This window comes from Nocardia sp. NPDC056064, from assembly GCF_042266925.1.
In the GTDB taxonomy this organism is placed as follows: Bacteria; Actinomycetota; Actinomycetes; order Mycobacteriales; family Mycobacteriaceae; genus Nocardia.
This window is the reverse complement of record NZ_JBHJWO010000001.1, coordinates 3969674-3981809: the sequence shown is the minus strand read 5'-3', so window position 1 is coordinate 3981809 and position 12136 is coordinate 3969674. Positions and strand designations below refer to the sequence as shown.

The 12136-nt window shown below is 68.0% G+C and carries 10 protein-coding genes; 4 read left to right on the top strand and 6 right to left on the bottom strand.

Going from position 1 to position 12136, the window contains the following annotated elements; translation table 11 throughout:
* Positions 1–2: 2 nt before the first annotated feature.
* Both ACFC06_RS18425 and ACFC06_RS18420 read right to left on the bottom strand, forming a co-directional pair.
* Entirely contained in the window at positions 3–1292 is a 1290-nt protein-coding gene (locus tag ACFC06_RS18425; protein WP_375932359.1) for a DUF262 domain-containing protein, read from the bottom strand.
* A 385-nt stretch (positions 1293–1677) separates the two neighbouring features.
* Entirely contained in the window at positions 1678–2433 is a 756-nt protein-coding gene (locus ACFC06_RS18420; protein WP_375932356.1) for a lysophospholipid acyltransferase family protein, read from the bottom strand.
* A gap of 200 nt (positions 2434–2633) precedes the next feature.
* Between ACFC06_RS18420 and ACFC06_RS18415 the strand changes: the two genes are divergently transcribed.
* The 4 genes from ACFC06_RS18415 to ACFC06_RS18400 all read left to right on the top strand — a co-directional run bounded on the left by ACFC06_RS18415 (position 2634) and on the right by ACFC06_RS18400 (position 6066).
* The gene (locus ACFC06_RS18415) at positions 2634–3524 is read left to right on the top strand and encodes a hypothetical protein (RefSeq protein WP_375932353.1); all 891 of its coding nucleotides are present in this window, start codon (positions 2634–2636) and stop codon (positions 3522–3524) included.
* A gap of 42 nt (positions 3525–3566) precedes the next feature.
* Positions 3567–5102, top strand: coding sequence for a Rieske 2Fe-2S domain-containing protein (locus ACFC06_RS18410; RefSeq protein ID WP_375932350.1), 1536 nt, complete (start codon positions 3567–3569; stop codon positions 5100–5102).
* Between the two features lie 195 nt (positions 5103–5297).
* Positions 5298–5669: a hypothetical protein gene (locus tag ACFC06_RS18405; RefSeq protein ID WP_278260818.1), complete on the top strand. Its 372-nt coding sequence runs from the start codon at positions 5298–5300 to the stop codon at positions 5667–5669.
* A 49-nt stretch (positions 5670–5718) separates the two neighbouring features.
* On the top strand, positions 5719–6066 hold the full coding sequence (locus tag ACFC06_RS18400) for an ArsR/SmtB family transcription factor (protein WP_375932346.1): 348 nt from the start codon (positions 5719–5721) through the stop codon (positions 6064–6066).
* Positions 6067–6074: 8 nt separating this feature from the next.
* Here ACFC06_RS18400 and ACFC06_RS18395 read toward each other — a convergent pair whose 3' ends face one another.
* From ACFC06_RS18395 to ACFC06_RS18380, 4 genes are read right to left on the bottom strand one after another with little or no spacing between them, the layout of a single operon-like run.
* On the bottom strand, positions 6075–7118 hold the full coding sequence (locus ACFC06_RS18395; protein ID WP_375932343.1) for a Gfo/Idh/MocA family oxidoreductase: 1044 nt from the start codon (positions 7116–7118) through the stop codon (positions 6075–6077).
* 48 nt (positions 7119–7166) lie between these two features.
* Entirely contained in the window at positions 7167–9077 is a 1911-nt protein-coding gene (locus tag ACFC06_RS18390; RefSeq protein ID WP_375932340.1) for a protein kinase, read from the bottom strand.
* Positions 9074–10930: a serine/threonine-protein kinase gene (locus tag ACFC06_RS18385; RefSeq protein WP_375932337.1), complete on the bottom strand. Its 1857-nt coding sequence runs from the start codon at positions 10928–10930 to the stop codon at positions 9074–9076. Before ACFC06_RS18385 ends, ACFC06_RS18390 begins: the two co-directional genes overlap by 4 nt.
* 17 nt (positions 10931–10947) lie before the next feature.
* Positions 10948–12114 carry a hypothetical protein gene (locus tag ACFC06_RS18380; protein WP_375932334.1) on the bottom strand — a complete coding sequence of 389 codons (1167 nt, stop codon included), beginning with the start codon at positions 12112–12114 and terminating at the stop codon, positions 10948–10950.
* Positions 12115–12136: the final 22 nt, after the last annotated feature.

Here is a 12136-nt window from a genome sequence, read left to right as displayed (position 1 = left end):
TTTCAGTCGATGAACCCTCGGATATACTTCTCAAGCTCAATCTCCCGAGTCATTACATCGCTCCGGGTTTGCCCTCGCAGATTGAATACTTTTGAATGCTCCTGATAGAACGTCACCAAGTTTCCTTGAATCTCATCCCTATTGGAAATCAGCTCTTCGCTACGGCCCAGCAGCCGAGACAAAACGTTCATGAGGGCGTCGTAGATCGAGACGGACGGCACCGAACTCCAGTTCTCACCACGCGGGCGTCGAAAAGCACGGCGACCAAAGATGGCTTCGGAGAGGTTTATTGTTTCGACAAACAGCGTTCCGAGACTAGCAATAGTTGATTCATCGAACCCATTTCCAGCCTGGAGATAGTCGTCAAGATAGTCGCGAATATTGTCACGATAGACAATCATGCGCTGCCGGTTTGCAAAGAATCGAAGAACTAGCTCGACGTCAGTCATCTCACGCCAGGCTCGAGGGATGACGACTTGCTCATCCAGTTCATCGACAGGGAGATCCGTTAGGCCGGACAGCGCAGAATCTGCCTCAGACGCCAAACCTACGAGGCGCTCAATATCTTCAGGTATTCCCCACAGTCTCCGTAGAGCAGGAGTTTCGGCCAGCGCCTTACATTGATCATTCATTGGGCCGTCGTAGAGCGCATTTCTGACCTCTTGCGGCGAGAGTTGGACACCACCTGTATTTATTCGCCCGAAGACGAAGCGCTTGAGGCGCTCTGGGTCTTCTTCACCATGGCTGGTCTCCTTGAGAAGTACGATCGAGGAGAGATACCTCCGACTGATACCATCCCGGATCCGAGAAGGAAGCTGCACATAAGCGAGCCCTTCGAGTTCCGTCCAGTACTCCAGGCCAGACAGAGAAAAGGCATTAGAGTAGAATTCTTTTACGGCAGTCAACCGCTGAAGACCGTCCATCACCTCATAGCGGTTGAAATCGTACTCGTACAGAAAAATCGGCGGAACAGGGACGTTCATAATGAAAGATTCAACTAAGCGACTCTTCTGACCTACAGACCAGCGATGGCGACGCTGATACTCAGGGTCCAGCTTATAATTTCCCGATTCGAGCAAGCCGGTAATCGAGTCGAGTGGATAACGAGCTTGCTCAGTAACAATCCGAATTTCTCCGCGATCGTATCGATCATTAATCTGCTCATCCGAGGGTCGAGGTGCACTGACATCAGAATGCAGCCGCTTCTCGACCAGCTCGCCTGAGACAAGAGCCTCCCGCTGACGCTGGACGAGCTGGCGGCGCATCGCCTCAGCTTCTGCCCTTTCGGTCATAGATAGCTCCTTCGCTCTGTCCACGGGCAAAGCCTATGGCCAACGGATCAAAACTTCAGTGACCACGGCCGTCCGGCTTAGTCTCCATGTCATGGAGACAATATCGCATTCAGATACTGCCGAGCAGGTTGACCGAAAATCACTCTGAGCATCGCTTGCGGGTTGAACACCGCTGCAAGCTGGTATCGGCGGCAATCACGCATCGCGTACACGAGCCACGTCACCGAGCAGGCATCGGTGCCTGACCCAGTAACGCGGTGCAGCCCCGCCGGGCGGGGTGGCGGCGGATGGCCAGGCTGCCCCCTGCGATGTGGCTTCACCGAAGCTTCCAGATATGACGCCGCGGCCGCTATGTGTCGAGCCTATGCCCGCGTGCAGGCTGGCATTAGGCGTCGGGGTTCTTCCCGGCCTTGCGGGCCTGGCGTTCGGCGGCTTCGGCGTTGTCGAGGGCGGTGGCTTCTTCGAGGGTGGGGGCGGTGCCGCCGAGGCGGCGGGGGACCCAGTAGGCGCCGGGTTCGTGGACGTAGGACTCCTGCAGGTGGGCGAGCAGGGACTGCATGGTGGTGCGGAGTTCGGTGGTGAGGTCGGCGGCGGGTTCGTAGGGGTGGATGGGGGCGCCGACGGCGATGGAGATGGGGGTGTTGGTGCGGCCGAGGCGCTTGGGGAAGCCCTTGGTCCACACCCGCTGGGCGCCCCAGATGACGATCGGGATGATCGGCACGTCGGCTTCCAGGGCCATCCGGGCCGCGCCGGACTTGAATTCCTTGATCTCGAAGCTGCGGCTGATGGTGGCTTCGGGATACACGCCGACGAGCTCGCCGTCGCGCAGGTACTGCACGGCCGATTCGTAGGAGTCGGCACCGGCGGTGCGGTCGACGGGGATGTGCTTGAGGGCGCGCATGATCGGGCCGGAGATGCTGTTGTCGAACACCTCCTTCTTGGCCATGAACCTGATGTAGCGACCAGGTGTGCGCGCGGGCAGTCCCGCGTAGGTGAAGTCCATGTAGCCGGTGTGGTTGATCGCCACCACGGCACCGCCGGACGCGGGGATGTTCTCCGCGCCCTCGACAGTGAACTTCAGACCTTCGAGGAAGAAGACGGTTCGGGCCAGGCCGATGATCGACCGGTAGACGGGTTCCACAAGTCCGCTAGCGTAGTCGCCGATCGCCGCTCGCGGCAGGTCGCCGCCGTCGCCGGAACTCCCCGTAGGATCGCGGCGATGCCTCGGGTGCCGAATTCGGTTCGCGCACACCGGCCTACCCCGGCGAGTTCGCTCGCCCCGACAGTCACCGCCCGTGCTCGGTACGCGGGTGCCACGACCTAGGAATGAGGAACGTCGCAGTGCAACGCGCTCAACTGCCCGTCCCGGCCCGCCCACGTCGCGCCTTCGCGCTGGTCGCGGGGCTGACCGTCACCGCGGCGCTGGTCGCCGGATGCGATTCGGTGTCCGGTATCCCGGGCGATCCGGTCCAGGACGAGACCACGACGACGACCACCGCACCGGCCCCCGCGCCGATCGCGCCGGGCGAACCGGCCCCGAACGCCACCACCACCGCCCCGCTGCCCGGCGACGCGCCGCAGGTCGGGGCGGTCGCCGGTGAGCCGCAGGCCGTCACCGCCGTGCGCCGCTGGGCCGCCGACCTGCGCACCGGCACCGTCGCCGAACTCCAGGCCAAGTGCTGGACGATCCCACCGCGCACCGTCGCCGAGATGTACGCCGACCCGCAGAGCGTGCTGACCGCCCTGAGCAACCCCGGCACCGCCACCGCCGACACGGTGACCTGGCAGTCGGGCACCACCACGGTGACCGTGGACCGCGAGTCCGTCGCCTCGGGTTACGCCTGCGGACGCGTGTTCGCCGCCGGCGTCGAGCCCGGTTACGACGACGCCGACGCCCGCCACACCGTGCGCCGCTACCTCGCGCGCGCCACCGGCAAACCGCTCGATCCGGCCGACATCGAAGCATCTCACCCGCTGACCTGCAAGGCCGATCCCGCGACCTGGGATCCCACGGGCACCGGCAACCCCACAGCGCCCCCCTTGACAGGCGACTCGGGCAAAGTAGGCAATGTCACCTCCTACGCCGCCGAAGAGCTACGATCCGAGCAGGTTCGTGGCGACTACCTGGCGGTTCACGTTCCCGTGACCACCGCGACGGGGGAGACGAGAAATCGGACATTCACCCTCGTTCCGACAGCCGAGGGCTACTGCATCGGTGACGTAACGATTTAGCCACTACCCTGGTTGGCTGGTACTGGTAGGAGGAAACAGCTCGTGCAGATCACCAGCGTCGGACACGCAGGCTTCCATATCCGAACCACGGCCGGGACGATCCTGTGCGATCCATGGGTCAATCCCGCGTATTTCGCCTCGTGGTTCCCGTTCCCGGACAACTCGCAGCTCGACTGGGAGTCGCTCGGCGATGTCGACTACCTCTACGTGTCGCACCTGCACCGCGACCACTTCGACGCCGCGCACCTGAGCAAGTACGTCAACAAGGACGCGACCATCCTGCTGCCGGACTACCCGGTGCCGGATCTGCGCCGTGAGCTCGAGGCGCTGGGCTTCACCGACTTCTTCGAGACCCAGGACTCGGTCAAGCACACGATCACCGGACCCAAGGGCTCGCTCGACATCATGATCGTGGCCCTGCGCGCGCCCGCCGACGGCCCGATCGGCGACTCGGGCATCCTCGTCTCCGACGGCGAGACCACCTGTTTCAACATGAACGACGCGCGCCCGGTGGACATGGACGTCATCCACGACGCGTTCGGCCACATCGACATCCACCTGCTGCAGTACTCCGGCGCCATCTGGTACCCGGCCGTCTACGACATCCCGGCGCGCACCAAGGCCAATTTCGGCAAGCAGAAGCGGCAGCGCGGCATGGACCGCGCCCGTTCCTACATCGAACAGGTCGGCGCCACCTGGGTGGTGCCCTCGGCCGGTCCGCCGGTGTTCCTGGACGAGGAACTGCGCTACCTCAACGACGACCGCGGCGACGAGGGCAACATCTTCCCTGATCAGATGGTGTTCCTCGAGCAGATGGAAATCCACGGCAACGCCGGCGGAATCCTGATGATCCCGGGTTCGGTGGCCGATGTACGCGGCGCGGAGCTGGACCTGGAGCATCCGTTCGACCCCGCTCGCATCTACGGCGACAAGGCCGCCTACATCGCCGAGATGGCGCAGCGGTTCGCGCCGGTGCTGGCCGCGGAGAAGGCGTCCTGGGAGACCGGCGAGGGCTCGCTGCTGGAACCGCTGCGTGAGCTCTTCGAGCCGATCATGAAGCAGAGCGCGCTGATCAGCGACGGCATCGGCTACCCGGTGGGCCTGGTGATCGGCGACGAGACCATCGTGCTGGACTTCCCGCACCGCACCGTGCGGCTGCCGGTGGAGGGCGAGGGCCGCTACCGCTACGGCTTCCGCATCGCGCCCGAGCTGGTGCGCACCGTGCTGCGCGACAACGAGCCGGACTGGGTGAACACCATCTTCCTGTCCACCCGTTTCCAGGCGTGGCGCATCGGTGGCTACAACGAGTTCCTCTACACCTTCTTCAAGTGCCTGACCGACGAGCGCATCGCCTACGCCGACGGCTGGTTCTCCGAGGCGCACGACGACTCCGCGGTGATCGATCTCGACGGCTGGGAGGTGCAGCGCCGCTGCCCGCACCTGAAGGCCGATCTGTCGAAATTCGGTGTGGTGGAGGGCAACAACCTCACCTGCAACCTGCACGGCTGGCAGTGGGACCTGGAATCGGGCCGCTGCAAGACCTCCAAGGGCCACGAACTGCGCTCGCGCAAACTCTGACCCACCGATCCGGAACGGGCGAGACGGCTTACGTCTCGCCCGTTTTCGTGTGTCCGGCCACCGCCTTCGCTGTTTGCATAACTTGCAAACTGCCGATCTGCGGAAAATTCCGTAACGATTCGGCTACTGCGGAGCCACTGGTCTGGCTAACGTCACTCCCGAGGGTCAACAGGATCTGATGCGAGAGGAAAAACCATGGCGGACATGGACGTTGCACTCAAGGAAATGATGCTGCTGGACGGGGCGCTGGGGGCCTGCGTCGTCGACTACACCAGCGGCATGACGCTCGGCACCATCGGCGGGTCGAAGAATCTGGACCTGCAGGTCGCGGCGGCGGGCAATACCGAGGTCCTGCGCGCCAAGATGCGCACGATGGAGCAGCTCGGGCTCGAACAGGAGGTCGAGGACGTGCTCATCACCCTCGGCGGGCAGTACCACCTGATCCGGCCCACGCAGGCGCGCCGGGCCAAGGGCCTGTTCCTCTACCTCGCGCTGGACCGCACCCGCGGCAATCTCGCGCTGGCGCGCAGGCGGCTGGCCGACATCGACGCCGAGCTCGAGATCTAGACGCTCGTATCATCCCGCCCCACAGACGGTTTCAACTAGGCTCGGTGACATGCCCGGGACACAGCGGCCGCTCTATCAGATGAAGGCCGACTTCTTCAAAACCCTCGGGCACCCCGTGCGCATCCGCGTGCTCGAGCTGCTGAGCAGGCGCGAGCACGCCGTCTCGGAGATCCTGCCCGAGGTGGGCGTGGAGGCCGCGAATCTCTCCCAGCAATTGGCGGTGCTGCGCCGCGCGGGCCTGGTCACCGCCCGCAGGGAGGGGCTCACGGTGACCTACGCGCTCACCTCGCCGCAGGTCGCCGAGCTGCTCGCGGTGGCGCGCGGCATCCTGACCAGTGTGGTCGCGGTGCAGGTCGAGGCGCTCGGTCCGGCCGTGCCGGTGAGCACCTCGCGCTGAGCGACGCCTCAGTCCTCGGGTCCGCCCGCGACGTGGCGCGCGTATTCCAGGATGCGCAGGGTTTCGACGGCGTCGAGCGGGTCGACCGGCACCGGGGCGCCGTCGAGCAGGGTCGCGGCCATGCCCGCGTAGAAGGCGGGGTAGTCGCCGGGCAGGGTGGGCACGGTGCGCAGGTCATCGCCCGCGCCGAAGGTGCCCCAGGACTCGGGTTCGACCGTGCCCCAAGGTTTTCCGTCGTCCGGGCGACGACCGGCCCGCAGGTCGGCTTCCTGTGGGTCGAGGCCGGAGACGGTGTAACCGCTGGTGGAACCCAGTACCCGCAGGCGTGGGCCGAGTTGCGGGGCGACGGCGCTCATCCACAGCTGCGAGCGGGTGCCCTGGGCGTGGGTCAGCGCGATGAAGGCATCGTCGTCGGTCTCGACGCCGGGGCGGCGGCGGTCGAGTTCGGCGTAGACCTCGACGACCGGGCCGAACAGGGTCAGCGCCTGGTCCACCAGATGGGAGCCGAGGTCGAACAGGATGCCCGCGCCGTCCTCGGCGGTGCCGACCTCGCGCCAGCCGCCCTTGACCGCCGGGCGCCAGCGTTCGAAGCGCGACTCGAACCGGCGCACCTCACCGAGCTCGCCCGCGTCGAGCAGGCCGCGCACGGTCAGGAAGTCGTTGTCCCAGCGGCGATTCTGGAACACGCTCAGCGGCAGACCGGCCTTCTCGGCGGCGTCGACCACCTCCTGCGCGGCGTCGGCGGTGACGGCGAAGGGCTTGTCCACCACCACCGGCAGACCGGCGGCCAGCGCCTTCAGCGCCAGGGGCGCGTGGGTGCGGTTGGGGGTGGCGATCACCGCGAGGTCGGCGTGCTCGTCCTCGGCGAGCATCTCCTCGGCACTCGACCAGACGCGCACGCCGGGATGGTCGGCGCGGGCCTGCGCGGCCCGCTCCGCCGACGAGGTGACCACCGAGGCCACCCGCAGCCGCGGTTCGGCCGCGATCAACGGTGCGTGGAACACCGAGCCGGCCAGGCCGTATCCGACTATCGCTACCCCGAGCTGGTCCATCGCGGTCCCTTCGTGGTGGTCATCGCCGGTCGAGTATCCCCCAGGAGCTCAGCGGTCGGGCAGCTGGTCCACCACGTGGCGCAGCACGCTCGCGGCGATCGGGCAGTAGTCCTCGCGCAGGCCGTCGATGCCGTGGACGGCGACTTCGATCGACTCGGTGCCCGCGTCGGGCACCAGGTAGGCGCGGGTGCAGATTGCCCTGGAGGTGGTCTTGTCGTCGAACATCGTCAGGCCGTCGACCTCGCCGGGCCGCACACCGCTGCCCGTGGTGAGCATGCTGGTGCGCAGCAGTTTCACGCTGACGCGCAGGCGCGCGTCCCACTGGCAGGTGTGCGCGTCGGCGATGGTCGGCGCGACGGCCAGGGCGCCGATCTTCCCGGCGACGAAGTCCCGGTCGAGCAGTGCGCACGGTTCGAGAGTGGACAGCGGACCCTCGCGGTCTCCGGCGCGCGGCGCGGCGCTCAGTGTGCGCGCGATATTCGCGGCCAGGTAGTCGAGCCCGGCGCACTCCCCCGCCGAGCCCGGTTCGTTGAGGCCGATGGCGATGCCGGTGGCGGCGTCGTCACCGGGGCTCGCGATGACCCGGGAGCAGGTGGCCGAGCTGCCGTTGATCACCGCGACACTGTCGACGAGGTTCACCTGCGGGGTCAGGTACTGGTTCTTGTGGCCCAGTTCCAGGGTGATGCCATATCTTCCGGAGCCGGCCAGGCAACCCCAGGTCGAGCTCGGTTCCAGTTTCCAGGTGTCGGCGGGCAGCGCGGCCGGGGCGACGGGCACCGCGTCGCCGATGGCGGTGGTGAGCCAGGCACAGGCGTCGGTCTGGCGCAGTTGGGCCAGGGTCAGGCTGGTGACCGGGGGTTGTTCTCGGGTCGCGAAGGCGGTGATGCCCGCGACAGCCAGCAGCAGGGTCACCACGCCGAGCGCGGTGCCGATCCGGGCGCGGGGACTCGCGGCACCCCAGCGACGGCGCGTGGAAAACACTGCGCGCCTGCCGAATTCCTTGGTCGCGGCGGCCGCGGCGGTCAGCCGTTCGGGCAGCGGGCGGGCCGGTTCGGGTTCGGGGGCGGTCAGCGGTGGCAGTGCGGCCAGCAGGGCGGCGATCTCGTGTTCGCGGCGGCCGATGTCGTCGAGGACCGGAGCGGGCCACGGCGGCGGACCGCTCGGTTCGCCGCCGAGATACTCCAGGATCTGTCCGGGAGTGGGGCGCGCGGCCGGGTCCTTGCGCAGGCAGGCCGCGAGCATCTCGAACAGCGGCTCGGGCACCCGGCTCAGGTCGGGCTCGCGCTGGGCGATATTGAACAGGGTGTAGGGCACCGACGGCGCGGCGAACGGGGTGACGCCCGAGGCGGCGAAGGCCAGCACCGAGCCGAGCGCGAAGACATCGGCGGCCGGGGTGATCTCGAGACCGAGTGCCTGTTCCGGCGCCAGGAATTCCGGTGTGCCGAGGGTGGTCTCGGTGGTCGACGGCCCGTCCACGGGGGTGATGCCGATCTCGCCGAGCCGTCCGCGATCGGCCGACAACAGCACCGAGTCGGCGCGCAACCGCCGGTGGACCAGGCCCGCGCCGTGCACCGCGCGCAGCGCCGAGGCCAGCGAGGCCGCCAGCGCGCGGACGGCGGGGACCGGCAGCGGGCCGTGTTCGGCGACGGCCTGGTCGAGGCGGACGCCCGGCACGAACACCGAGGCCAGCCAGGGCTTTTCGGCATCGGCGTCGACATCGATCACGGTGGTGTTGTGCGCACCGGACACCCGCATCGCGGCAACGGCACTGTGCCGCAACCGGACCCGGAAGTCCGGCTCGCCGAGCAGTTCGCGCTGCGCCTGCTGGACCACGACCAGGGAGTTGTCGGGACCGGCGGCCAGGACCGCGTGGAAGCCGGGCGCGGAATCGAGGGCGCCGAGCACCCGGTAGCGGCCGATGGTGCCGGGCTCGCCGGGGCCGGGAGGCTGGATCGTCATGAGGTCGGCAACTTCGCGAGAGCGGGGGCGAGCAGGGTGGCGGCGGTGTCGCAGGTGTCGGGTGGCTGCGGCAGATACGAGTAGTAGGTGGCGCGGACCTGTTCGGCGCGGTCGTCGCGGGTCGGGCGGACCATGACCAACAGCTCGCAGTAGTTCGCCGACTCGTGGTCGACGAAGACCTCGCGCCCGGCGATCGTCCTGGTCGGGCGGGCCTTGCCGCCGACCACATTGTCGGGTCGCGTGCGCTCGTCGATGCCGACGGCGAAGTAGCCCTCGCGCCCGGTCGCCGCGCAACCGTGCGGGGTGCGCTCACGCACCGGGTCGCCGACGATCGGGCGGGTGACCGCGATGTCGATCAGTGAGCAGGCGTCGAGGGTGAGGACCGAACCCGGTGGGTCCTCGCGCAGCGGCGGATTCACCGCCAGGCGGCGGACCACCGCGGCCAGCGCCCGTTCGGCGGCCGGGCAGCCGTCGCCCTCGTTGACAGTCACGCTCATGGTGAGAGCCAGCGGCACACCGCTCTGGGCGACCACGATGCGATCACAGTTGCGGGCCTCGCGATGACGGCCGAGGACCGGCATCCAGTTGATCGTCGAACCCATCGACTGCTTGTTGGATGTCGACTCGGCCACCGGCACCCCGGTCTCCAGGCCCAGGTAGATCTTGCGACCGGACGGCTCGAGGTAGTAGATGTGGCAACCCGTCACGCCGCCGGGCACGAGTTCGCCCACCGCGGTGCCGATTTCGCCGACGACGTCGGGTTTCAGCAAGGCGCAGATGTCGAGCCCACGGGTCTCCTCGGGCGTCAGGGCCAGGGGCGGGTCGTCCATCGCCACCGCGGTGCCGTCGGTGCCGAGACCGCAGACCGCGATGGCGACCAGGGTCAGGGCGGAGACCACCGCGGCGACCGGGACCAGGCGCGGCCAGAGCCGTTTCGGCGGAGCGGGCGCCTGCGGTTCGGTCTGCGCGGTGCCATCGGCCCAGCGCGCCGCCTCGGCATGGGATTCGGCGATCCGCCTGCGGATGCGCACCGGCCACACCGGTTCGGCCTCGATCCGGCCCGCCAGGTCGAGCAGTTGCTCGGGGGTGGGACGCGCGGCCGGGTCCTTGGCCAGGCAGGCGTCGACGATCACGCGCACCGGCGGCGGGACGGCGCTGGTGTCGGGAGCGCTGTAGAGGACGTTGTAGAGCACCTGCGGCGTCGAAGGCGCGTCGAAGGGGCTGACACCGGTGGCGGCCATGGCCAGGATCGCCCCGACCGCGAACACATCCGAAGCCGCGGTGAGCGGGCGGCATTCGGCCTGCTCGGGCGACATGTACGCGGGCGAACCGAGGACGGTGCCGGTGGTGGTGAGCGCGAGATCGTCCTCGAGGGCGCGGGCGATACCGAAATCGATCACCCGGGGGCCGTCGTTGGTGAGCAGCACATTGCCCGGCTTGAGATCGCGGTGCACCAGGCCGGTGCGATGGATCTCGAGCAGGGCCATGGCCAGGCCGGTGGCCAGCAGCTTGAGACCGCTCACCGTCAGCTTGCCGAACTCGGCGATCATGTCCTGCAGGGCCGGACCGGCGATGTACTCCGAAGCGAGCCACGGTGTCTCGGAGTCGGCGTCGTGATCGACCACGCCCGCGGTGTAGGCGCCGGTGACCTGCTGGGAGGCGAGCACCTCGCGCCGGAACCTGGCCCGGAACTCGGGATTGCCGGTGAACTGGCGATGGATCTGCTTCACCGCCACCAGCCGCCCGTCGGGCCCCTGGCCCAGCAGCACCTGGCCCATCCCACCCTTGCCGATCACGGCCAGCAGGCGGTAGCGGCCCAGCTGGACCGGATCCTGCGCGGTCAGCGGTTTCATGCCCGCACCCCCTGTACTCACCACTGCCCGCCGAGCAGCGCGAACTGCGCGACGGCCTGACGGCGGACGTCGTCTTCCTGGTTGCTGTAGAGCCGCACCACGAACTCGCCGTGCCACACCAGGCAGGCGAAGCGCCGGGCCGAGTTGCTGGTCGGATTCGGCCGGGCCGCCCGGTAGCAGTCGATCCCGTCGACCCCGGGCACACCCCGCATGACCGAGTAGTCGGCGGCCAGCAGCGACCGGCGTTCGGTCTCGGCGAAGGCCGTCGCGGCGGGCTCGTCACCGGCGCGGTGCAGGAACTTGTTGTCCGACACCGCCACCGCGTCCATCGAGGCCGCCTCGAATTCGCGCATCCGGGCGGCGGGCTTGTCGAGCAGCAGGGCGTAGGCGCGGGGGCCGTAGAGCATGAAATCCCAGCGGTCGGGCCAGTATTCGCCGGTCTTGAGCGTGCGGGTCAGCAGATGGTCGCTGTCCAGGCGCAGGTTCGCGAGCTCGGCGGCCGGGGTGGGCACGAAGTTCTCCAGCTCGGCCAGTTGCGCGCGGTAGGTGCGCGCGAGCAGGTCGGTGAGCTGTTCCGGGTTCGGCTCGATGATCTTCGCGTACAGCCGGATGACCAGGTTCTGCCACACCAGCCAACTGCCCGCGGTGGGCACGCCGGGACGCCAGTGACTCAGCGCGGTGGGAAACTCCGGCAGCACCAGGGGCGCGTTCTCGGTATTGGCGGTGAAGTCGGCGGCGGCCATCGCCTGCGCGGCCGCGGTGGCCTGGCCCGCGTCGGGCAGCGACAGGATGGTGATGGACAGGAACGCGTCGCGCTGCTCGTCGTCGACGTAGCCGTTGCCGCCGATGGCGCCGAAACCGGCCAGCACGTCGAACGGGCCCAGCGCGGTCTTCTGCACGCCGGAGAGCAGATCGTCGACCCCGCGTACCCCGACGACCACCCCGCCGCCGCGACCCATGGTGAACTCGGGATCGATCCGGTCGGCGAACAGCACGCGCTCGCCGATGCGCGCCGACTCCACCAGCGATCCGCGCACGCGGCTGGGCAGGTCGTCGAAATCGCCGGGAATCGGGGTCAGGGCGTAGTCACCGTGATCGGGGACGACGGGCTCGTCCCCACACCCCGCGGCGAACAGCACTGTGAGCGAGAGCGCCGCCGCCAGGCAGCGCGACGGATGACGCACGAACAATCCCTCCCCGAACTCT